The sequence below is a fragment of the Flavobacterium chungbukense genome (assembly GCF_020805785.1).
Lineage (GTDB): Bacteria > Bacteroidota > Bacteroidia > Flavobacteriales > Flavobacteriaceae > Flavobacterium > Flavobacterium chungbukense.
Genome location: NZ_JAJGZV010000001.1, coordinates 810,649 through 835,139, shown reverse-complemented (window position 1 = coordinate 835,139; position 24,491 = coordinate 810,649). Strand labels below are relative to the sequence as shown.

Below are 24,491 nucleotides of genomic sequence, written 5' to 3'. Positions count from 1 at the left end.
TTATCGAATTCGGCTTTCATTCTCATTGACACTTTTTTCTTTAAACTCACTTTCTTTGATTTTCCCAAAAGAATAACGAAGCGTTATAGAAACTTCATTTGCATCGACAAAATATCTGGCTCTCGAACTTATGTTATTGATTGTAAATCTTTCCGTGTAAATTGTATTTTTAAAAACATCATTATAGTTTAAAGTACAATTCCAATTTTTACCGAAAGATTTTGCCAGCGACATATCAAAAATCAGTTTTGCATTTCGCTCAAAAACGCCTTCTTTTTGTTTGGTTGCGCCCCAAAAAGACAAAACAAATGTAAACTCTTTTGGAAGCTTAAATGTGTTATTTGAATAGTAATACAAATAGGTTTTGGAAGAATTAAACAATGCTGATTCATCTTCAATTTTGTTGGTTGCAAAAATTAAAGAATTGGTATTCGTCCAAAATTTATAAGTAAAAGGCAATGTAAATTCAACATTATAACCCGATTCTTTTTGGAAATTTTTCTCCGTAAAAGTCAATACATTCGTTTGATTATCAAAAACAAAATCTTGGTAAATTGGATTTTTATTTTGGTATAAAGTCAGCTTTACAGATTTGTCATGATATTGAAAAGTAGCAGAAACGACATCTGCAAAAGTTGGCCCTAGATTGATATTACTTCCATAAATAAAATACGGATTGATATAGGTTGCAATCATACTCAAAGCAGAATAATTAGGTCTTGAAATACTTTTAGAATAATCTACACTAAAACTTTTTGTGCTATCTATTGAAAAAGAAAATTGCGCTTTTGGAAAAAGATTGGTGTAGTTTTTATCAACCAAGGCAACATTTTCTGTACTGTATTTTCCGGTTACATTTGTGTTTTCAACTCTCAACCCGACCGAAAAATCTACTTTTTTGATTTTTCCTGAAAACTGCGAATAAACAGCGGCATTGGCTTCTTTAAAATAATAATCAAAAGCTGTATTTTGATTCTTTTCATAATCAAAAACATCATAATCAGATTTGGATTTTGCGGCAGAATAAAGTCCGCCATATTCCCAATTCAATTCATTTTTAAACTTTTTTTCGAGATCAATTCTTCCCGAAAAAACATCCACATTAAATCTTTGGTCTCGATTCTGTGATAGTTGCAGTTCTGTTTCATTATAATTGTTTTGCACCAAACTCCATAAATGCTGATTAAAATTTGAACCTTGAAAACCGACAAATAATTTTGTATCTATAGCTTTTATCTTTCTTGAGTAATTTACAAATGAATTGATAAAATTTTTAGAACTTGAATTATCACTCATAGTAAAAACGTGATTTTCATCATTCTGATTTTGATTAAAAGTAAAAGTATTGATATCAAAAACATCACTTTTCAAATTGCCATTTATCGTAACAGATAAGTAATCTTCATCGTTTATCTTATAAAATAAACCTCCGCCAAAAATATACTGCTTTACATTAGAAACAGCCGTCACATTGTAATCAGAAACAATACTTTCCTGCGGAATCTGATATGCAATACTGTGATTTTCCCAAGGATTTCGACGGTTGTAATTGAAATTCGCTTTCCATTCTATTTTCCCTTTTTTAAAATTCGAATTGAAACCTAAATAATTATTGTAATTCTTTTTAAAAGAAGCCGTTTCAGAAATGTCCGTTTTAAAACTATCTTTTTTACTTAATTTTCTAGTGATCAAAATTACAGCTCGGCCTTCGGCTTCATATTTTGACGATGGATTCTGGATAATTTCGATAGTCTTGATATCTGCAACCGACAATGCATTCAAATCATTCATTCCTACTGTCTGGTTATCGATATAAATGAGCGGATTTCCTTTGCCGACAATCGAAATACTTTCACGATCAGCACTTATTTCAACCAAAGGAAGTTTAGAAAGCAACTCAACCGGATTAGGAACTGAGCTGTAAACAGAATTTGCAACATCAACTTTAATATTTCCGTTCGAATTAGTAAAAGTTTTCTTGTTCTGAGTAACAACAACCTCCTTTAATTCTTTGGAAATAGAATCTTTAGGTATTTCATTTTGAGCATTTGCTATCAGAGAAAGGAAAAACAACAGCAACGCGATAAGAACCTTTAAAGGCAGATACAAATTCATTTTGATAAATACATTTTGATTAGTGATGCAAAAATGACTTGAAAAAATAGTTCTGAAAGTTAATTGGAGGTTAATGCAAGGTTAATCTGCGCTTTGTCTTATAAAAGCATTATTTTTGATGTGTATTTTAAACTGGCATGAAACAAAGAATTAATTTACTAATAGCCTTTTCTGTGGTCGCGCTTATAGTGCTGATGACCGTACAATGCTATTTGGTAAAAACAACTTACGAATATAAAGTAGCGCAGTTTCATACGCAGATTAAAAACGAAATCGGACTGATTACCAACAATTACAGTGATATCGATTCAACTCTGATTTCTAAAAAAGAGGCGCTTTATAAAAGTCTTTCCGAAAATTACATTAAAGGCAAAAACACCAAATTAGACGTAAAAAGCAGTGTTCTACAGGCACAATATCAAAATGCGATTACACAAAAATTACAGCACAAGTTTGAAAGAGATTTGCCTAATTTTAAGATTGATTTTGCTATTGTATTGAATAAATTTATTCTTTACAAAAACACTCAAAAAGCAGATACAATTTTCTCTGAAAAGCCTTTTATCCAAAATAAATTATATGGAAATCTGGCGTCTTTAAATCATGCGTTTTTAGTTCGAAGTTATGTCAGAACGACCAATGGAACTTTTGAAAATCAAGATTATAAGCTATTGACAGAAGATTCCATGTATGTTTCGGTAATAGATTGGGAAATGATTATTCTGAAACGAATGACGTTTATTCTCGTTTTGTCTTTATTCTCCATTATAACGCTAATCAGTCTTTTTGTTATTGCGATTAAAGCTTTAATCAAACAAAAAAAAGTAAGCGATGTAAAGACCGATTTTATCAATAATATTACGCATGAACTTAAAACTCCTTTGGCTACTTTAGGTATTTCTACAAAGATTTTAGAGCAGAAAAATATTCGTGACAACGATGAAAATTTTAATTCGATTGTAAATACGATCTCACGTCAGAACAATCGTTTGCAGAATTTGATTGACCAAGTTATGGCAAACTCTTTGGCGGAAAATGAAATTGAACTAAAAAAGGAAAAAATTGAAACCGAAGATTTTCTGCTTTCTATTGTAAATGATTTTAAAATTACTTTTCCAAAAATTAATCTTAAAACCGATTTTCAGACTCAGAAAACGATTTTAGTTTTGGATAAATTTCATTTAACAACCGCTTTTTTAAATGTTTTGGAAAATGCGGTAAAATATGGTTCAAATAGCATTACAGTTAAAACAAAAATAATTGAAAACCAATTCTCTATCACTTTTGAAGATGATGGAATTGGAATTGCAAAAAATAAACAATCCTTTCTTTTTGAAAAGTTTTATCGCGTAGAACAAGGTAACTTGCACAACACAAAAGGCTTAGGTTTAGGATTGTATTATGTTAATCAAATCGTAAAAGCGCATCAGGGCTCTGTTAGCGTTATTAGTGATTTGGGAAAAGGAACTCAGTTTACTATTTTATTAAAAGTTTAATTACCTTATTTTGAAAAAATTACTTTTAGCCGAAGACGATTTTGATTTTGCAGCTATTTTAAAACAATACTTAGAATTGCATCAATTTGAAGTAATCTGGGCAGAAAACGGCGAAATAGCTTTAGACTATTTTAAAAATCAGACTTTCGATATTTGTATTTTGGACGTAATGATGCCTAAATTGGACGGTTTTTCTTTGGCAGAAAAAATGATTACAATCAATCCTGAAATTCCTTTCATTTTTCTGACCGCAAGAAAGCTAAAAGAAGATAAAATCATTGGATTGAAATTGGGCGCAGACGATTATATTGTCAAACCTTTTGAAGTTGATGAACTGGTTTTACGTTTACAAAATATCTTAAAAAGAATCGAACAAAAAAGAAGTTTAGAAGGCAATAATATAATTGAAATTGGTTCTTATATTTTTGATAATGAACGCTTAACTCTCAACAATAAGAATCACGTACAACAGCTTACAGAGATGGAAGCTTCTCTAATTGAGTATTTGTATTTAAATCACAATCAATTACTAAAAAGAGATCAAATTTTAATGTCTATCTGGAAAAAAGACGATTATTTTTCAGGAAGAAGCATGGATGTTTTTATCAGCAGGCTTAGAAAATATTTCAATTCTGATCCGAAAATTAAAATTGAAAGTGTTCGAAATATTGGCTTAGAATTTAAAATAGAAAAACCTTGACGTATCAAGTTTTTTCTATTTTTACACGAGTTTTATTTTCCTATAACCCAGCCTAAAGTAAAATTGATAATTGGAACAAATTCGCTATCATATTCATCAAAATTTACTCCTGGTCCAGCATTAAATTCTAGATTAAACCTTCCTTTGTAAGTACGCTGTAAACCCCAAAGTGCACCAAGTGTAAAGGAAGAAGAAGCTTCTCTGTAATTATCATTTGTAGAAATAGAACCGAAACTATAAACTGCGTTTGCTGCTACATAATTTCCTGAATTTCTTGCTGTTCTTTTTCCTTTTTCTGCTCTTTTTTCTAAGTTATAATAATAACGAAACTGTTCATTAATATTAGGAAAAATTGCAAAATTAGAATTGTTTGAATTGGCTTGAAAACCAAAACCTAAACTTGCTTCAGAATACAAAGTGTTTTTAGCATTAAAACCATGCTCATAGACAAATCCTGGCAATAATAAGTTTATTTTAAATTGATGTTTTACAACCGAAGTCGGAGCTTCGTCTTGAGCTTGAAGTGAGCTAAAAGAAATAATAAATAAGAATAGTAAAATGTAGTTTTTGTTCATTGTTTTTCAATTGGTTAGTTGCAAACAAAAATAACAATTAAACAATACGAAACTCTTAATATTTAAATTATTTTCTTACAAATACTATACTTGTAATCATGTAATTTCCGTAAACAATTGTATAACAACATTTAAGGAGTATGGATATAAATTTGTTAGAGAACTTTTAAATCTAATCATCATGAACCTAAAAAGATTTTTCGGAGGATTACTAACCATTCTCGGAATTGTAGGACTTATTTATACTGCGGTAATTTTTGCCGGCACGTCGGGTGAAACTAGAGATGTTAAATCTCTTATTATATATGGTATTCTAGGAATTGTCTTTTTTACATCGGGCATAAGTTTAGTACGTGCAACGAAAGACGAGTCATAGTTTTTTTATCACAAAGACTACTAAGTCGTAATTGCTTTTTTTGAGCTAAAATTGCTCGCAAAGGCGTAGATTCGCAAAGCTTTATAAATTTTTAAAAATTTGCGAATCTGCGCCTTTGTGAGATAAAAACACGTTGATACTTATTGCCTTTGTGTCAAAACTACTCCGAGACAGGCTCTAGATTCAGTTCTGTAAAATCTCTTTCTGTTTTTGAAATAATAATCGTTGCAACTGTATTTCCAATCAAATTGGTAATGGCTCTGGCTTCACTCATAAATTTATCAACTCCAAGTAAAAAAGCCAAACCCTCAACAGGAATTTTATGAAGAGCTGTTAATGTTGATGCTAAAACTATAAAACCGCTTCCGGTAACGCCCGCTGCTCCTTTCGAAGTTATCATTAAAATTCCGATCACGGTCAGTATTTCGAAGAAACTTAAATGAACATCATACAATTGTGCGATAAACAGCACGGACATTGAAAGATAAATCGAAGTTCCATCGAGATTAAAAGAATAACCCGTCGGAATTACCAATCCAACAACGGATTTACTGCAACCCATTCTTTCTAGTTTTACCATAATACTCGGTAAAGCTGCTTCTGAAGATGAAGTTCCTAAAACCAGTAAAAGTTCTTCTTTGATATATTTTAAAATCGAAAAAATACTGATTTTATAATATCTTAGAATACTTCCTAAAATTAAAAACACAAATAAAGCCATTGTCAAATACACACACAGCATTAATTTTCCAAGGGGAATCAAAGTTGCCAAACCAAATTTACCAATAGTGTATGCCATTCCGCCAAAAGCACCAATTGGAGCGAGATACATTACATATTTCAAACCAAAGAAAACCACTTTAGAAACGCGTTCTAAAACCAAAATAGTCTGTTCTCTTTTTTTGTAAAAGTTTAATGCAATGCCGCAGACAATTGCCGCCAATAAAACCTGTAACGTAAAATTGGATAAGAAAAACTGCAACCACGAAAAATGTTCAGCCGCGCCTTGCGTATATTGACTGGCATCTCCAAAAGTTAGTCCCGATTTATCTATTTTTCCAGGTTTAAACAAATAAGCAACCGTAACACCAATAGCTAGTGCAACGGTCGAAACGACTTCAAAATAAGCTAAAGCTTTCACACCAATTCGCCCAACTTTCTTTAGATTTCCCATTCCAGAAATACCTAAAACAATTGTTAGAAAAATAATAGGTCCAATAAAAACGGAAATAAGCTGAATAAATTTCTTGCCTAAAAATTCCATTTTCACACCATTTTGTGGCGAAAAATGTCCTAGTAAAACGCCAGAAATAATCGCAATTAAAACCCAAAAGGTAAGATTGGTTACAACTGTTTTAAAAAGGCTTTTTTTTGTATTTGTAGAAGGATTTGGAGTGATATTCATGAAATTAGGTTAGATAGTTTCACAAATATATAAAAAATGCAGACCTGTAAGCCGGATTCTGTTCTTGTCTCATTTTGCAATAAGACAATACCTTATCATTTATCTAGATCCATCATTGCTAATGGACTCAATCTACCTACCCTTCGACAACGAACGAGAAGCTCTTAAATGTCGATATACTTGGTATTTCACCGCATAGAGTTTACCTGGTTTCACTACAGCATTACCTGTACATACTTTCTGCTGCACTTGTCCTAATTCCGTCTCGTTTCAAGAACGAGACGAGACCGACGGGCGTTACCCGCTATGCTTCTCTGTGGTGTCCGGACTTTCCTCCCCTCCGATAAAATCGGAGCGACGATAAGGCGGTCTGCGCTGCAAAAGTAGCGATTTAAGAACTAACAATAATCATTTTAAATTTCAGTTTTTATGATTTCCATTCTAACTTTTTAATTTTAAAATAGTTATCTTTAAAATTGTATAATTATTAAATTCAGTTTATCATGAAAAGAATGTATCATTACGCAACTGTTTCAAAGGCTTTAGATCAATTGAATGAAAAAGGATTTACGTGCGATTTTAATCGAAATGCAGAAATGATTAAAAGAAATCCTGACAAATTTGAAATTGTTCATGTGTATCGATACGAGGGTAATTCAGACCCAGCGGATGAGGCAGTTGTATACGGAATTAAATCAACTTCAGGCAAAAAAGGAGTTTATGTGGCTGGTTTCTCGGCCGATTCAGATCAGGAAACAGCAAAATTTTTATTTGATTTAAGTATTAGAGGAAGGTAGTATTTAGATAATTCTTCGAAAATCAAAAAAAAAGAGAACAAAAAAAGGATTGAATAATCTATGCCATTCCGAGAAACGGAAATCAGCCTTTCTCGGAATGACATAAAATTAAAATAAATTTGCAACAAAAAAGCCCATCTTAAAAGAGGGCTTTCGAAACAGTAAAACTACAATACTGTTGGTATTTTTAATTTCCAGCCTGGCTGAATTAAGTCGGGGTTTGAAATAACATCTTTATTAGCTTCAAAGATTGTTTGCCAAGAAACACCAAATTCTTTTCCGATTTTCGAAAGCGAATCACCACTTTTAACCGTATATTCTTTTGAAGCATTTTCTGTAACTTTAATATTCATTACAACATCTGCCGATCTATAATCCGGATCGATTGCTCCATAAGCATTCCAAAGTTTCTCTTTATATTCTGCTGATTTTACTATTCCGTCTATATACAATACATTATCTTGCTCTCTTACTTCCAAATTTGTTGTTCCCAATTGAGAAGCCAGATCTGTCAATTCCTTATATTTATCTTGTAAACTCATAACACTCTTATTTAATAATCAATTTATTGTCGACTTTTTTAGGTTGCAATTCCTGGATACTTTGCATTAAAGGTTGCAGTTTATCCCTTTTAATTTCCCCCGAAAGTGTCACTACACCTCCAACAACAGTTGCGCTAACGCCATCATAAGCATCTACGACTTTGTGTATAGATTTATCTAATTCAGTATCTGGATTAATAACAACAGCCGCAGCCGCAGGTTCCTGATTTGCTCTAGCGATTTCACAAGTATTTACAACTGATTTGACACCTTTGGTTGCTCTAACGCTCTTTTCAATATTCTTTTTGAAAACTTCGTCATCACATGTTCCGGTAATTGTAGCTACACCATCATGGACAGTTACCTGTATATTTGGTGTATCGCTTAGTTTTTCACTAATTGCTTTTTCTATGTCTGCATCTTTGGGAGCGCAGGCGATTAAAGAAACAGCAAGTGCCATTCCTAATAAAATTGACCTCATTTTCATAATACTTTCTTTTAATAATTAACTATTCTAAAATTAAACAGATTAAGTATCAAAAGATTATAAGATGTTGTGATGAGATTTATATGTTTTCCAGTAAAGCCAAAGCTTTGAGGATATAAAAAATTTAATTATTCATGTTTTGACACATCATTATATTGCCAAAGAACATTTATAATCTTCCATTCTCCGTTTGTTTTGACAATATGCATATAATCAATCCATTCATCTGCATATAATTTTATAGAAGCTGTTTTTGCAGACACATCTAATAATTTTACTTCTTTTCGCGGATTCTTAGGAAATTTATCTCCTTTTACATTATAAGTTTCAGCGAGTATGACCATATTTTCTGCAAAGAATTCTGAGATAAAATCTTTTTGTGCAGTTTTATTTCTAAAAACTGATCTTTTAACCATTCTAGGATGAAGTGCTCCTTCCATAAGTTTAGGATTTGGAGTATGTTGCGACTCTATATAAGCCAAAGCAACGCGTTTAATATCTAATGTATCTTGCGCAGTTTGTGCTTGAATTTTAAACGAATAAAATATAATTGTAATGACTAATAAATATTTTTTCATACCAAATGGATTTAGATTTTATTATTTAAAACTTTTATTAATTCTTCTATTTTTCTAAAACAGAAATAATATCACCAATTTCTTTTTTAAAATTATAATTTTTATTCTTCTTAAAATGATATAATTTGTCACATACAAAAATCCATTTGCCCAATGTTGATTCTTTTGAAGGCGACCAGATTTTTCCTGTTTTATTATTCCCATCCTTATTTGTAGTTATAAAATAATAACTCACACCATCGGTTACAAAGTTTAGTTCTTCATATTCTTTTGTTTGTTCTTCTAAAAGTTTAAATATCTTACCAATTTGCTCATAAAGTTCTTTATCAATTTTATTTTTCTGAGTAGAAAATTTGACCTTTTTTTTGTTCTTTGAATACCAATAACTTTCAGACAATGAAGTTGAAATTATAAAATATTTCTCTTTTTTACTTTCAACAGAAAAACCGTATTCTGGGTAAAATGAAGGAACAACAGCGTATCTAAAAGAATTGTCTTTACTCAAATCCTCATAAAGCTTATCGAATAAACTTATATAATACAAATCCGATTTAGTATTCTGATCTAGAGATACAGGCTCTAAATGTTGTTTTTGAGCAATACCTGAAAAAATATAGAAATATAAAATTGTAAAAAATATTATTCGCTTCATTGGTTTCATCTTATTTCGAATTAAAAATAGCACATTTTTTATTACAAAATATGTTCTTGAAATTTTTCAATTCAAATGAAAAACAAACTTGAAAATAATACTGTTTAAAAAATATTTTAAACAAAAAAGATATTTTATTCTATAATTCAACCACTTAAAAATCTTTCAATTTTAAAATTTTTAAATCATTAAATTATACTCTATATTTGCTATCGAATAAAAAAGAATATGGAACAATTTGTAGTATCGGCACGTAAATATCGCCCGCAGACCTTTAAGGATGTTGTGGGGCAAAAAGCCATTACCAACACTTTGTTGAATGCTATAGAAACCAATCACTTGGCTTCTGCTCTTTTATTTACAGGACCGCGTGGAGTTGGTAAAACGACCTGTGCGCGTATCTTGGCTAGAAAAATTAATCAGCCTGGATATGATGATCCTAATGAAGATTTTGCTTTTAACGTTTTTGAGTTAGATGCTGCTTCTAATAACTCCGTTGACGATATTCGAAGCTTGATTGATCAAGTTAGAATTCCGCCGCAAACTGGTCAATATAAAGTTTATATTATTGACGAGGTCCACATGTTGTCTTCGGCTGCTTTTAATGCTTTTCTTAAAACATTAGAAGAACCGCCAAAACATGCTATTTTCATTTTAGCAACAACAGAAAAACACAAAATTCTACCAACGATTTTATCTCGTTGCCAGATATTCGATTTTAAGCGAATTACGGTAAAAGATGCTAAAGAACATTTAGCTGATGTTGCTGAAAGTCAGGGAATCAATTTTGAAGACGATGCACTGCACATTATTGCTCAAAAAGCAGATGGTGCTATGCGTGATGCTTTGTCTATTTTTGACCGTGTAGTTTCATATTGCGGAACAAATTTGACGCGTCAAGCTGTAACTGAAAACCTAAACGTTTTAGATTACGAAACTTATATTTCGATTACCGACTTACTTTTAGAAAATGAAATTCCGAAGCTTTTATTAGCTTACAACGATATTCTTGCAAAAGGTTTTGACGGACATCATTTTATTGCAGGTTTAGCGTCTCATTTTAGAGATTTGTTGGTAAGCAAAACGCCTTCTACGATTGCTTTATTAGAAGTTGGAGAACAAGCACAGCAAATGTATGCCGTTCAATCTCAAAAATGTTCTCAGGAATTTTTATTAAAAGGAATTGATATTGCAAACGATTGTGATTTAAAATACAAATTGAGTCAAAATCAACGTCTTTTAGTTGAATTATGTTTGATGCAATTAGCCTCTATCAACTTTGATGGAGAAAAAAAAAAGCTGAGCAATTCATAATTCCTCCCGTTTACTTTAAAAATGGTGGCTATTCGATAGTTGAAGTTACTAATCCAAAGTCTGATAATTCTAAAGTTGAAAACCAAGCAATTCAAACGGCAACAGAAACAAAGACTGTAAGTTCTCAGCCAGAACAAATTTCAGAAACTCCGAAAGTTCAAACTCCAGAGCCTCCAAAAACGGAAACAGATGGCACGCCAAAAGTTTCTGCTTTTTCGCTTGCCAGTATCCGCAAGAAAAAAGAATTGGAAGCAAGCAGTAAATCTTATGTTAAACCTACTTCTGTTTTACTTACTGAGGAATTTAACGAAACTGATATGCGTCTTCACTGGAACAAATATGCGGAACGCTTAGGCCAAAAAGGGCTTAAGATCATGGAATCAATTCTATTGATCAGCGATCCAACATTAAATGGGACAACAATTACTTACGAACTTCCAAATGAAGGTTCCAAATTGGATTTTGAAGGTCAGATGAATGGTTTATTAGGATATTTAAAAGGTCACTTGCATAATCATGACATTACAATTGAAGTAATTGTAAACGAAGAGATTAAAGCAGTAAGAGCCTTTAACGATCAAGATCGATACAATCGTTTCTTAGAAATCAATCCAAGCATTGAACTTTTACGTACTACATTTGGACTGGATATAAATCTTTAATCTCTTGTTTTTGCCACAATCCGAATTCTGGTAATTTGTAACAAGCTTTTATTTATTTTGAAGTCCAAAACGGTAGACTTTTTCAAGCCATTTTTTTCTTTGTTCTTCATTAGAACCTTTAACAATTCCTATATAACTGACTTTTACAGGTTTTACACCACAGAATTCTAAAGTTGATTTCTTCAATTGATTAACGCTTGGTCTTCCATAAAAAAATCTGTAATACCAACTCGGCTGATCTAGAGTAGTGATAATATGTGCCGTTTTACCTTTTAGTAATTTATCCCACCAAACCGAATTTTCGCGGTATTGAAACGCCATTCCTGGCAAAAATAATCGATCTATAAAACCTTTTGTAATTGCAGGAAGTCCACCCCACCAAACAGGATGAATCCAAACTAAATGTTCTGCATTTTGTATTTTTTGCCAAGCCTTCAGAAGATCAGGTTCTAGTTCTGTTCGTTTTTGATAACCGAATTGAAGATTTGGATTGAATTTTAAATCGGTAATTACGATAGTTTCTACTTGAGCATTAGAAGCTAAAGCGCCATTTTTATACGATTGTGCAATTCCGAAATTGAAACTTTCAGCGTTTGGATGTCCGTTTATAATCAGTATTTTTTTCATATCAATATTTTTTCAAAAATACTTTTAGTACATTTTATTTTACTAGACAAATGTCCTGAAAAACTTTTCTTAACTGTATGATTTTTCATGCAGATTTCGCAGATAAAAATGAACATATGAATATTTCGATTAAGCAGATTTTACATAAAACTAAAGCAAATAATCTGCGCAAATCAGCTTAAATCTTTTAAAATCTGCGTGAAATAAAACTAATCTAAGCTATGGCTTTTCGAATTCTGCTTAAATGTCTTGGTGTAATTCCTAAATAAGAAGCTAAATATTGCAGCGGAATTAACTGCAAATATTTTTGATGGTTTTTGTAAAGTTCTTCGTACCGTTGCGAACCTGACAACTTTTGAAAAGAAACCATTCTTTTGTGCAGGTTTACAAATTCTAATTCGGTTAATTTTCTACCCGTTTCTTGCCAGTTTGAACCCGATTGATATAGTTTTTCTAAACCATTACGATTTAGAATCTGCAATTCTGTATCGGCAAGAGCCTGAATATTTTCTTCTGCTTTTTCTTGGGTAATAAAACTGGCAAAAGAGGCCATAAATTCATTTTCAAAAGCAAAGCAATTGGTGATTTCGTCACCTTTATGATTAACAAAAAAGGAACGAAGAATTCCTTTTTTTATAAAAACAACTTCATTGCAAACCTGATTTTCCGTCAATAACAATTCTCCTTTTTTCAAAGTTCGATACGTAATTAAATCATCTAAAAGATTTAATTCGTCAGCAGAAAAATCTTGAATGGATTGAAAAATTGATTTCATAAAAAAATGTTTGCCACCAATTACACGAATTTACACTAATTTTTTATCTGTAAAACTTAAAAAATAATTCGTGGAAATTCGTGTAATTAGTGGCAGAAAAAAGTTTTAAATACTAAATTTTACCATAATACATCGCTTTTACGATACCATCAGAAAGTCCGATTTTTGGAACATAAATCTGGCGCGCACCACTCCATTTCATCGCATTCAGATAAATACGTGTTGCATGGATGATTACGTCGGCACGGTCAGAGTTCAAACCTAATTCGGCAATTCTTTGCTCGTAAGTCAATGAATTTAAAAATGCATATTGTGAATTGACATAAATGTATGAAAGCGGTTTTTCCTGCTGTTTTCCAGACATTTTAAACAATTTATTGATATTTCCACCAGATCCGATTAAAGTAACTTCATCGTAATCTGCTGTGTTTGTTTTAATCCATTTTTCTATTTCATCCCAAACAACATCATGAACCATATTGTTCAATAAACGTACAGTTCCTGCTTTGAAAGATCTTGAATTGATTAGTTTTCCATCAGAGAATAAGGTAAACTCTGTGCTTCCACCTCCAACATCCACAAAAAGGTAAGTTTCGTCAGATTTAATTAAGTGATGTAGATCTGTAGAAGCAATAATTGCCGCTTCTTTTTTACCATCAATAATTTCGATTTTAATGTCGGCTTTTTTCTTAATTAAAGCCACCACTTCTTTTGCATTATACGCTTCACGCATTGCAGAAGTTGCAAACGCCATGTAACGTTCTACTTTATGTACTTTCATCAAAAGATTAAATGCTTTCATAGCATCAATCATTCGATCTATATTTTCTGGTGAAATTTCTCCAACTGTAAAAGCGTCCTGCCCTAAACGAATTGGCACACGAACAAGGGAACTTTTATTAAACTGCGGTTCTTTCCCTTCTTGTTCTACAACATTCGAAATCAGTAGCCTCATGGCATTTGAACCGATATCTATTGCTGCAAATTTCCTAATGTTAATCATGCTCACTTTATGATTTGAAATTGGTTTTTATTATTAACTTATTTTTTGAGGAACCTCTTCTAGTATCGCTACTTTATTTTGATAATACTTATAGGTTTCAAATTGTGCTCTAAATGGGGCATGATGGTTTTTCGGCTTATATTTATTATCTAATTTATAAGAATGATATCTCACTTTCACATTTCCTTTCCAAGCAATATTGAAGTTATCTATCAATTCTTTTTTGATTTCAAGATCATAAATTGGGCAAGTTACCTCGACTCTTCCGTCAAGATTTCTGGTCATAAAATCGGCAGACGAAATATAAACTTCTGTCAAACCTGCGTTTCCAAAAATATAAACTCTTGTATGCTCTAAATAATTATCTACAATACTTATCGCTTCGATGTTTTCGCTCATTCCTGGAATTCCTGGAATTAAAGAGCAAATTCCTCTTACCTGAAGTTGAATTTTAACTCCTGCGTTACTTGCTTCATAAAGTTTATCAATCATTTTAAAATCTGATAAACTATTCATTTTAAGCTTTATGTGTGTTTTTCTTCCTGCCAAAGCATGAAGAATTTCGCGATCTATCAGTTTTATAAATTTAGTTCTTGTATAATGTGGCGATACAATTAAGTGCTTGTATCTGTGCACTCTATAATTGATATCAAAAAACTCAAATATTTTTGAAGTGTCTTTTAAGATTCCCTGATGGCAAGTTAATAGCGTTACATCGGTATAAATTTTTGCCGTTGATTCGTTAAAATTTCCGGTAGAAATAAATCCATAACGGCGATTTTTACCTTCTTCCATTCTTTCAATAACACAAATTTTACTGTGCACTTTAAGACCTTTAATTCCAAAAATAAGTTCGATTCCTTCTGTTTGCATTTGTTCTGCATACGAAATATTCGAAGCTTCATCAAAACGCGCTTGAAGTTCGATTTGAACTACAACCCTTTTACCGTTTTTAGCAGCATTGATCAACGAACTAATTACTTGCGAATTCTTAGCTAAACGATACAATGTAATTTTGATACTTGTAACTTTTGGATCTAAAGCCGCTTCGCGCAAGAACTTCGTTAAATACGAAAAAGACTGATAAGGGGCGTGCACTAAATAGTCTTTTTTGCTTATTTTTTCTAAAATGCTTCCCTCCAAACTTAAACCTGGAACTGGCAAAGGCTCATTGGGTTTATACAATAAATCGTAACGACCTAAATTAGGAAAACTCATATAATCACGACGATTGTGATATCTACCGCCCGGAATTATACTATCTGTTTCTACGATTTTCATTTTATCTAAAAAGAAATGCAACGTATCATCTTCAATTAAACTATCATAGATAAAACGAACAGGTTCACCAATTCGGCGATCTTTTACAGATGTAGCGATTTTTTCAAGCATACTTTTACTCAAATCACTATCGATATCCAATTGCGCATCTCGCGTAATTTTGATCATGTGTGCAGATACACTCTTATAATCAAATATATTGAAGATGTTTTTCAGTTTAAAACGAATCACATCATCAATTAAAATTACATATTGTTTCTCGTCATCAGAAGGAAGAACAACAAAGCGATTTATGTTTTTAGGAATTTCGATTAAAGCATAACGAACCTCATCATTTTTTAATTCTAAACGAACTGCTAAATATCCTAAAGTATCTTTTAGAATCGGAAAAACCGCCAAATCATTCAAAATGATGGTCACTAATTCCGGACTAAGCTTTTGATTATAAAAATCTTTTAAAAAACACTCTTGTTTAGGTGTAATCTGTGTTTCGTTAATAATAAAAATATTTTCGGCTTCTAGTTCAGTTTCAATATTTCCGAGAATACGCAAACTTTCAGATTGCTGCTGAATTACAATATCTGTAATATCTTTAATTAATTGATGAGCAGAAATTCCGCCTAAATATTTTTCACCAGAAATACCAGAAAGGCTCAATCTTCTAATAGCGGCATATCGAACCCTAAAAAATTCGTCTAAATTGTTTGAAAAAATTCCAACAAAACGCAATCTGTCTAAAAGTGGAACCGTATTATCTCCGGCTTCCTGAAGAACTCTTGCATTAAACGCTAACCAGCTTTTTTCTCTATCGATATATTTCTGTTCGTACACTGTTATGATTTTAAATCTTTGGGGAAAATAGTTTTATGTGTTTTGCCTTTATTTATTGTATCCCAGCTTTCGGCATCAAATTGTAAGGATACAAATCCCGAAGTTGGAACATTATCAATAAAAACATCTCCAAATTTATTAACAAAATTTGTAATAGCCTCGTTATGTCCAAAAAGAATAACGCTTTCTAAACTATTATCACACGATTTGATAACTTTTTCTAGTTGTTTCTCATCAAAAGTATACAAATCGTCTTTGTAAACGATGCTTTCTATGGGATAAGAAATATTCTGAGCAAAGATTAAAGCAGTTTCTGAAGCTCTTGCAGCTGTACTGCTCCAAATGATATACGTTTTTGGGAGATATTTAGAAATATGTAATGAAACGTCATGTGCATCTAAAATTCCTCTTTTCATTAATGGGCGATCGAAATCTTTCAATGGTGCTTCCCAACTTGATTTTGCATGACGTATTAAAATGAGATTTTTCATAAGCAGTAAAATTTAAAACCCAGATTTGGAGATTAATAATTTTAATCAAGTTCTAATTTACAAAAGAAATTTTAAACCTTTTCCTTTTTTTATTTCCCTTAACATTTAAATGAAATTTTAACAAGAATCCATTCTTTATAATATGTTAATATCGAAAAAATTGAATTTGTAAAAAAAATACATTTAGTGTACTTCATCTAGGAAATTAGTATTTGGTCGACATTATACAAGTTAGTAAAAATTTAACTAAATAACTGATTATTAATTACTTATAATATTTAAAAACTTCAAAATTTAACTAAAAAAGCAAAAAAAACGTGTTACATTTTTAGCATTTTTATGTTAAAAAACATTCTTTTTAACGCTTTTTTTTATAGAAAAAATACATTTCAACGAGTTTTTAGGTTAGTTACAGATAAAAAAATCTAAATAGAAAAACTCTCATATAACTTTGAATCTGTTAAAATTTCATAAATACTTTTAAACAAAATCATAAGTTATGAAAACTAAATCTACTCTTGAAAAAGCAGTAAAATTTGTTACCGATTGTAAGTTTATTTTTTTCTCGAAGAGGAACATTTTTCAAAAAAATATTTTTTTCATACTGTTTTCTTTGACAACAACTTTTTCATTTGCTCAAAGTGAAAATGTCGATTCGTACTTAACATCCTTAAAAAAATCAGGACAAGATTCTAAGCTTAGCCATCTCAAACATCTTTTGTATGATCTACAATCGGCTGTTTATTCTAATTCTGGAGGAACAAAAGTTTACGGAGACCATCCGACTGCTTTATTCGCTGACATTAATTCTCTAAATAGTATCAACAGTACTGTTTCGTTAAAAAATGATATCGAAATTGTAACGATTAAAATTAAAAAATCTAGCGATTTAAGCCAATCCATCAATCTGAATTCTTTTTCTGGTTTTGAAAAATTGAAATACATTTTCATTACTACAGAAATCGAAACAACTCCTTCTCTGATCAACAATCTCATTAAAAATGATGATTCAAAATATGTTATTCTTTATAAAATTTCTATAGGTGGATAATTAAAAAGCTATGACTATGAAAAAATACTACTCTCAATATTTAGCGGTTTTTTATTTCTTTTTAATGCTTTTTGCAGGCATTAATGAAATAAATTCTCAGGTAATTGTACCGTTTAAAGAACGAACTTCTTCTTATTCTCCTACCAAAACAATTTATAAAATTAAGGGAGATTTTACTATGATTGGAAACACCAATCTGACTTTACAAGATTATGATGTTACCTACACCAATGGTACTAACCCGACAATTTATGTTGACACGGATAATGATGCTCAAACACTTAATTCTTCTTCGGCAACCTTGAATTTGTTAGATGATAATGGAACAAAATTAACCAATTGCGCCAATATTATATATGCAGGATTGTACTGGTCAGGACGAATTTCTGATGCGCCAGTTAATCCAAACTCTTTTGTTGTGAATCACAATGGTGTAGACAAAACTTTGGACAAAAGAAAAATTTTGTTTAAAGGTCCAAATGACAGCACTTATGATGAGTTTACTGCAACTGACATCTATTTTCCAACAGATAAAGATCAAAATATGTTTAGCGCTTACGCGGAAGTTACCGATTACGTAAGAGCAAACGGAATTGGAGAATATTTTGCTGCAAATATTGCTGCAGCGGAAGGTACTGATGGTGGGGCAATTGGAAAATATGCTGGATGGGGTCTCGTGGTTATTTACGAAAATTCTTCAATGAAAAACAGAGATATTACCGTTTTTGACGGACATGCCTTTGTACAAAATAATATCACTGCAGATTTTACATTTCCAGTTTCCGGATTTAATTCTGTTGTTTCTGGTCCAGTAGATGTTAAACTTGGGGTAATGGCTGGTGAAGGAGATATTAATTATGATGGTGATTATTTTTCGATACAAAAATTAAACACCAACGACTATTTGAAGTTAAGCCGACCTGGAAATTCTCCAAACAACTTCTTTAACTCCTCAATTAACACAGGCGGAAACGACCGAAACCCTAATTTAGTTAATAATTCAGGGATTGATATTGGTATGTTTAAGCTTCCGAATGAGAATAAAGATATTATTGGAAATAACCAGACTTCTACCACTTTTAAATATGGTTCTACCGTTGATAGCTACACCATTTTTTCTATTGTGATGGCCGTAGATGCCTATGTTCCAGAAATTGAAGGTGTGCTTACCGCAACTACAATTAATGGAAGCCCCGCAGGCGCAGGTCCGTATACTGTTTTGCCTGGTCAGGAACTTGGTTATAAAGTTCAGATAAAAAATAGAGGAACGGAAGCTGTCCAAAACAGCAAACTTGTTATTCCAATTCCTTACAATGCAACATTTGCACTTGGAAGTTTAAATAAAACTATAAATTTTACTCCTGATCCTAGTCCAAATGCATTGACTTACGAGCCAACACTTGGTGCAAACGGATCAATTGTTTGGGATTTAGGAACTTTACCATTACCTGCTGATCCTAATACTGTTTTAGGAGAGTTGACATTCTCATTGAAATCTACAGAAAATTGTGCTTTATTAAAAAATTCTAACTGTAGTAATGTTATTCAAGTAAATGGGTATTTAAGCGGAAAAGGAGCCAATTCTACCGTAACGGTAGCTGACCAATCTTTGATATTAGGCTATACAACATCTGGAAGCTGTATGGGAGCTTCGATAGCTGGCCCGCTTCAAACAACAATAGATTCAGCAAATTACACTAATACAAACTGTCAGGCAACACCGCCAATAATTACGTTTACTTTTTGTAACGGATCATCATCAATTCCTGTCACAGATGTGACGGGTTCATTTCCTACTGGATCAACATTTTACAATGCTTATCCAGTAGTTGCTGGAACAACAGCTCAGTATACCATTAACAATCCGTTCCCTGCAACTGTTGGAACATCGACTTATTATGCAATTCCACCAGGAGCTGCTGCGGGATGTTATTTTCAATTTACAATTACCATTGAAAGCATTACAACAACGCCAACCATTACAAGTCCGTTAAATTATTGTATTGGTGATACTGCTACTGTTTTAACTGCTGTACCAACGAAACCTGAGTACACATTATACTATTATGAGACTTTAACCTCAACAGCTCAGCAATCCATTACTCCTTCTACAGCTGTGGCTGGACAATTTACTTATTACGTTGCTGAAGGAAAAACTAATGCTTGCATTGGTCCTAAAAAAGCAATTGTAGTTAATATAAATGACAAACCAACAATTACTATAACTAATCCACTTCCGATTTGTTCACCTGCTGCTTCATTAGATTTAAGTGTTGCAAGTATTACAGCTGGAAGCACATCAGGATTAACATATACCTATTGGACTGATGCAACAGCAACAGTTCCATACGCAAACTTTGCTGAAGCTGTTCCTGGAACTTATTACATCAAAGGAACTAATGCTTCTAATTGTTTCGATATAAAACCAGTTATCGTTACAAAAAGTACTGTAACTGTAACAGAACTTGTTGCGTCACATGTGGATGTGAAGTGTTTCAATCAATCTACAGGTTCTATTACTGTAGAAAATACTTCTGGAGGAGTGGCACCTTATACTTATTCATGGAAAAAAAATGGTACTGCTTATACTGGAACTTCTCAAAGTTTAACTAATCTGGAAGCAGGAAGTTATGAAGTTACAGCAACAGATAGTAATGGCTGTACTGGAACTTTAACCATTTCTATTTCTCAGCCATCTGCAGGTTTAACTTTAGCTATATCTTCTAAAACAGATGCATTGTGTTTTGGTACAAGTACTGGAACTTTAACTGCAGGCGCAGTAACAAATGCAGTTGGAACAGTAACTTATTCTTGGAAAAACAGTTTAAATGCTGAGATTTCAACTTCTGCTAATGCTTCAGGTTTACCTGCGGGAACTTACACTTTAACCGTAACTGATGATTGTTCTTCTCAGTCTAATTCAGTTATAATCGGCGAGCCTGCTGAAGCTTTAACTGCTGCAAAATCACAAGTAGATGTTTCTTGCGGAGGAGCCAGCACAGGATCTGCAACCGTAACTGTTTCTGGAGGAACGGCTGCTTACACTTACCTATGGAATACAACTCCCGTACAAACAACTGCAACTGCAAATAATCTTGCAGCTGGTAGTTATAGTGTTAAAATAACAGATGCAAACGGATGTGAAATTAATGAGTCTTTTACAATTTTAGATGGAGATTCTATCAAACCAATCATCGATCAATTACCGCAGACAACAACAATTAATTGTCCAGCAGAACCAGTTTTTGCTCAAGCAACTGCAACTGATAATAGTGGAACCGTTTCTTCATTAACTTATGTAGATGACATTGTTGCTGGAAATTGCGCAGGTTCTTATACTAAAACAAGAACTTGGACAGCACAAGATGCTTGCGGTAACATTTCGCTTCCTGTTTCACAAACCATTATTGTACAAGACAATACAGCTCCAACTTGGACGACTTTAGCAGGATCTTTAGACAAAACTATAGAATGCAGCGATGCCAATGCTTTAGCGAATGCTCAAACATTATTTCCAACTGCCACAGATTCTTGCGATGCTGATGTAACGAATATTGTAAAAGTAAGCGGTGCATTTACGGCTTCTGCTGGATGCGGAAATGCAGGAACTTACACCAATACTTGGACTGTTAAAGACGACTGTGGAAATACTTCTAGCACTTTCACGCAGATAATTACAATTCAAGACACTACTCCTCCAACTTGGACAACTTTAGCTGAATCTTTAGACAAAACTATAGAATGCAGCGATGCCAATGCTTTAGCGAATGCTCAAACATTATTTCCAACTGCCACAGATTCTTGCGATGCTGATGTAACGAATATTGTAAAAGTAAGCGGTCAGTTTACAGCTTCTGCTGGATGCGGAAATGCAGGAACTTATACCAATACTTGGACTGTTAAAGACGACTGCGGAAATACTTCTGCCACTTTCACGCAGATAATTACAATTCAAGACACTACTGCTCCAACTTGGACAACTTTAGCTGGATCTTTAGACAAAACTATAGAATGTAGCGATGCCAATGCTTTAGCGAATGCTCAAACATTATTTCCAACTGCTACAGATTCTTGCGATACAGACGTAACAAATATTGTAAAAGTAAGTGGTGCATTTACGGCTTCGGCAACATGTGCGAATGCAGGAACTTACACCAACACTTGGACTGTTAAAGATGACTGCGGAAATACTTCTAGCACTTTCACTCAAATAATTACAATTCAAGATACTACAGCTCCAACGTTTACAGGAAATCTTCCAAAGAATATTACTGTTTCATGTGATGCTGTTCCAGAAGCCGCAGAAATGATAGCTTCAGATAATTGTAATGGAAACTTACCAATAGTATTTTCTGAAATAAAATCGGATATCCAAAATGGCTGTTCTTCTAATTATACTTTAACACGTACTTGGAAAACTAGTGATTGCGGAGGAAATACAGTTTCTTACACACAAATCATCACAGTGAGAGACACAACTGCTCCAACTGGGACAGCTCCTTCGAATGTAACTAATTTAGCAAGCATTGATTTAATTCCTGCTGGAAGTGCAACGGATATTAAAGATGCGGCGGATAATTGTAGTTCGACTGTTAACATCACCGTAAAAGATACAAATAACGGATGTGATGGAAACGTAAACATCGTAACGAGAACATATACATTAACAGATTGTGCTGGAAACAAGACTGAATTAGTTCAGACATTTACCATAAACTGCAAAAAAGTTATTATAGCAAATGATGATACTGCTGGACCAATTACTGGTGTTAATCATTCTACAACAAATGTTTTGAATGTATTTTCAAATGATACTCTGGATGGTGCAGCGGCCACTCCATCAAATGTTATTTTGACAACAGTAACACCAAATCCATTTTTGCAACTAAATCCAAATGGTTCTGTAGATGTATTACCAAATGCACCAGAAGGAACATTAACTTTGGTATATCAAATTTGTGAAGCCAATCAAACTAATAATTGCGATACGGCAACAGTTACTATTACTATTGTGGCTCCAAAAATTACAGTTTCTGCAACTCCAATATGCGTAAACGATGTTCCGTATATTGATTATGTGGTAACAGCTTTAAACTTTACTCCTACAAACGGTGTAAGCATTGTATGGTCTGATAGCAGCAATAATGCTATTACAACAATGAATAATCAACCATTAAGTGGACGTATTTTATGGCCTGGAGCTGTTGTAGATGGTAATGGAAAAGGAATTGATTGGCCAGGATGGGTTTACGAAAATAATAAATGGGTTCAAGGTGCGGATGGTTTTGAAAAATTGCGTCCGACGGCTAATTTGACATTTTCTCTGAATCCAAGTGAAACCATTACTGTAAATTATCCTCCTTCTGATCCTTATTGTACAGCTCGCCCAACATTTGCAATTATTGCTAATGATGATACTGCCGGTCCTATAAATGGAGTAACTGGAGCTAATAATATCGTAAATGTTTTAACCAACGATACATTAAATGGCACTGTAGTAAATATAAACGACGTTACATTAACAACAACTATTCCTGATCCAAAAGGAGCATTAACGTTAAATCCTGACGGTTCAGTTAATGTTGCTCCAAATACACCTGCAGGAACCTATACATTGACTTACCAAATTTGCGAAAAAGCTGATTTTGGAAATTGTGATACTGCCGTAGTTACAGTAACAGTCACTACTCCAGCAGCACCTCCAACTCCTGTTGTTGCCAATGACGACACTTACAGCAATATTGGTTGCAACACTTTTGGAATAGTGGGGAATGTTTTAAGTAATGATTTAAAAGGCATAACTCCTGTTACTTTAGAAATAGTAAACTTTACACTTCTTAGCGATAACAATAGCAAAACAGATCCAAATATTACGATTAGCAATTCTGGAAATGTTACGGTATCAAGTTTAACGCCAGCAGGAACTTATACTTACAGCTATAGAATCTGCGACAAACTAAGTTCTGAAAACTGCGACAGCGCTATCGTTACAATTGTTGTAGTTCCTAATGGTACAACTCAATTTAGCAGTACAGCTTGTACAGACGATTCATCGCTTCTTAATTTGACTAGTTTGCTTCCAGAAGGAAGTCCAACAACCGGAACATGGGTAGACAGAAGTAATTCAAATGCACTTCAAGGAAATATATTTAACCCATTTGGATTGGCTTTAGGAAATTATACTTTAGAATACCTAATTGCCGACGAAAGATGTCCTAGAAGCATCATTCTAAATATGGAAGTAAATGACGATTGCAAAGTTTTGGCTTGTGAAAATGTATATCCTCACAATGCTTTCTCTCCGAATGGTGACACAGTAAATGACACATTCAAAATTGATAACATTGATAATTTAACTTGTTATCCTGAAAACACTGTCGAAATCTATAACCGCTGGGGTATTTTAGTTTTTGAAACTAAAAATTACAACAATGCAACAAATGCTTTTGATGGAATTTCAAGAGGAAGAACAACTGTTCAACAAGCTGACGGATTACCTACTGGAACTTATTTCTATATTATACATTATAAGTCTCTAGACGGCAATAATAACCTTCAAAACAACCAATTAAGCGGTTATTTATATCTATCCAAATAACAACCAACCAAAATACACTGCAAATAAACTTTGCAGTGTATTATCAAATTTCATGTAAAAAAAGAAAACAAGCATACATGAAATACTACATTGATTTTTAACACTTTAAAAGCCAATAGTAATAATAAAAATAAT

19 protein-coding genes and 1 other RNA gene are annotated in these 24,491 nt (G+C 32.7%); 7 read left to right on the top strand and 13 right to left on the bottom strand.

Translation table 11 applies throughout. The features are described from left to right. Window positions 1-2,115, bottom strand: coding sequence for a TonB-dependent receptor domain-containing protein (locus LL966_RS03540; RefSeq protein ID WP_229350250.1), 2,115 nt, complete (start codon window positions 2,113-2,115; stop codon window positions 1-3). A gap of 137 nt (window positions 2,116-2,252) precedes the next feature. Here LL966_RS03540 and LL966_RS03535 point away from each other — a divergent pair, with 137 nt between their 5' ends. Both LL966_RS03535 and LL966_RS03530 read left to right on the top strand, forming a co-directional pair. After that, window positions 2,253-3,611 (top strand): sensor histidine kinase, encoded by a 1,359-nt coding sequence (locus tag LL966_RS03535; protein WP_229350248.1) that lies wholly within the window; start codon window positions 2,253-2,255, stop codon window positions 3,609-3,611. Between the two features lie 10 nt (window positions 3,612-3,621). Next, a complete protein-coding gene (locus tag LL966_RS03530; RefSeq protein ID WP_229350246.1) occupies window positions 3,622-4,311 on the top strand; it encodes a response regulator transcription factor in 690 nt (229 codons plus the stop codon). Between the two features lie 32 nt (window positions 4,312-4,343). On the opposite strand, the gene LL966_RS03525 is transcribed toward LL966_RS03530, so the two are convergent. The 3 genes from LL966_RS03525 to rnpB all read right to left on the bottom strand — a co-directional run bounded on the left by LL966_RS03525 (window position 4,344) and on the right by rnpB (window position 7,044). Next, window positions 4,344-4,886 (bottom strand): DUF3575 domain-containing protein, encoded by a 543-nt coding sequence (locus LL966_RS03525; RefSeq protein WP_229350244.1) that lies wholly within the window; start codon window positions 4,884-4,886, stop codon window positions 4,344-4,346. Between the two features lie 536 nt (window positions 4,887-5,422). Further along, window positions 5,423-6,667 (bottom strand): cation:dicarboxylate symporter family transporter, encoded by a 1,245-nt coding sequence (locus LL966_RS03520; protein ID WP_229350242.1) that lies wholly within the window; start codon window positions 6,665-6,667, stop codon window positions 5,423-5,425. Between the two features lie 31 nt (window positions 6,668-6,698). After that, an RNA gene (rnpB, locus tag LL966_RS03515) (RNase P RNA component class A) lies at window positions 6,699-7,044 on the bottom strand. 126 nt (window positions 7,045-7,170) lie between these two features. Here rnpB and LL966_RS03510 point away from each other — a divergent pair. Then, window positions 7,171-7,464, top strand: a complete 294-nt coding sequence (locus tag LL966_RS03510; protein WP_184162184.1) for an SH3 domain-containing protein — start codon at window positions 7,171-7,173, stop codon at window positions 7,462-7,464. Between the two features lie 167 nt (window positions 7,465-7,631). Here LL966_RS03510 and LL966_RS03505 read toward each other — a convergent pair whose 3' ends face one another. The 4 genes from LL966_RS03505 to LL966_RS03490 form a co-directional block, all read right to left on the bottom strand. Next, window positions 7,632-8,006 carry a LysM peptidoglycan-binding domain-containing protein gene (locus LL966_RS03505; protein WP_229350240.1) on the bottom strand — a complete coding sequence of 125 codons (375 nt, stop codon included), beginning with the start codon at window positions 8,004-8,006 and terminating at the stop codon, window positions 7,632-7,634. A 7-nt stretch (window positions 8,007-8,013) separates the two neighbouring features. Next, the gene (locus LL966_RS03500; RefSeq protein WP_229350238.1) at window positions 8,014-8,493 is read right to left on the bottom strand and encodes a BON domain-containing protein; all 480 of its coding nucleotides are present in this window, start codon (window positions 8,491-8,493) and stop codon (window positions 8,014-8,016) included. Between the two features lie 128 nt (window positions 8,494-8,621). Further along, window positions 8,622-9,071: a nuclear transport factor 2 family protein gene (locus LL966_RS03495; RefSeq protein WP_229350236.1), complete on the bottom strand. Its 450-nt coding sequence runs from the start codon at window positions 9,069-9,071 to the stop codon at window positions 8,622-8,624. Between the two features lie 46 nt (window positions 9,072-9,117). Next, a complete protein-coding gene (locus tag LL966_RS03490; RefSeq protein WP_229350234.1) occupies window positions 9,118-9,723 on the bottom strand; it encodes a hypothetical protein in 606 nt (201 codons plus the stop codon). 228 nt (window positions 9,724-9,951) lie between these two features. Between LL966_RS03490 and dnaX the strand changes: the two genes are divergently transcribed. Then, on the top strand, window positions 9,952-11,037 hold the full coding sequence (dnaX, locus tag LL966_RS03485) for a DNA polymerase III subunit gamma/tau (protein WP_229350232.1): 1,086 nt from the start codon (window positions 9,952-9,954) through the stop codon (window positions 11,035-11,037). 374 nt (window positions 11,038-11,411) lie between these two features. Then, window positions 11,412-11,699 (top strand): DNA polymerase III, encoded by a 288-nt coding sequence (locus LL966_RS03480; RefSeq protein WP_229350230.1) that lies wholly within the window; start codon window positions 11,412-11,414, stop codon window positions 11,697-11,699. 48 nt (window positions 11,700-11,747) lie between these two features. Here LL966_RS03480 and LL966_RS03475 read toward each other — a convergent pair whose 3' ends face one another. The 5 genes from LL966_RS03475 to LL966_RS03455 all read right to left on the bottom strand — a co-directional run bounded on the left by LL966_RS03475 (window position 11,748) and on the right by LL966_RS03455 (window position 16,707). Then, window positions 11,748-12,326 carry an NAD(P)H-dependent oxidoreductase gene (locus tag LL966_RS03475; RefSeq protein ID WP_229350228.1) on the bottom strand — a complete coding sequence of 193 codons (579 nt, stop codon included), beginning with the start codon at window positions 12,324-12,326 and terminating at the stop codon, window positions 11,748-11,750. Window positions 12,327-12,540: 214 nt separating this feature from the next. Further along, window positions 12,541-13,101, bottom strand: a complete 561-nt coding sequence (locus tag LL966_RS03470; protein ID WP_229350226.1) for a Crp/Fnr family transcriptional regulator — start codon at window positions 13,099-13,101, stop codon at window positions 12,541-12,543. A gap of 112 nt (window positions 13,102-13,213) precedes the next feature. Continuing rightward, a complete protein-coding gene (locus LL966_RS03465; RefSeq protein ID WP_229350224.1) occupies window positions 13,214-14,104 on the bottom strand; it encodes a Ppx/GppA phosphatase family protein in 891 nt (296 codons plus the stop codon). A 33-nt stretch (window positions 14,105-14,137) separates the two neighbouring features. Further along, complete coding sequence (gene ppk1 / locus LL966_RS03460) at window positions 14,138-16,216, bottom strand: polyphosphate kinase 1 (protein ID WP_229350222.1); 2,079 nt, start codon at window positions 16,214-16,216, stop codon at window positions 14,138-14,140. Between the two features lie 2 nt (window positions 16,217-16,218). Beyond that, window positions 16,219-16,707, bottom strand: a complete 489-nt coding sequence (locus LL966_RS03455; protein WP_229350220.1) for a SixA phosphatase family protein — start codon at window positions 16,705-16,707, stop codon at window positions 16,219-16,221. A 613-nt stretch (window positions 16,708-17,320) separates the two neighbouring features. On the opposite strand from LL966_RS03455, the gene LL966_RS03450 reads away from it, so the two are divergent. Together LL966_RS03450 and LL966_RS03445 are read left to right on the top strand one after the other, a co-directional pair. Continuing rightward, window positions 17,321-17,758, top strand: a complete 438-nt coding sequence (locus LL966_RS03450) for a hypothetical protein (protein WP_229350218.1) — start codon at window positions 17,321-17,323, stop codon at window positions 17,756-17,758. Between the two features lie 16 nt (window positions 17,759-17,774). Next, on the top strand, window positions 17,775-24,356 hold the full coding sequence (locus LL966_RS03445; RefSeq protein ID WP_229350216.1) for an HYR-like domain-containing protein: 6,582 nt from the start codon (window positions 17,775-17,777) through the stop codon (window positions 24,354-24,356). Window positions 24,357-24,491 lie beyond the last annotated feature (135 nt).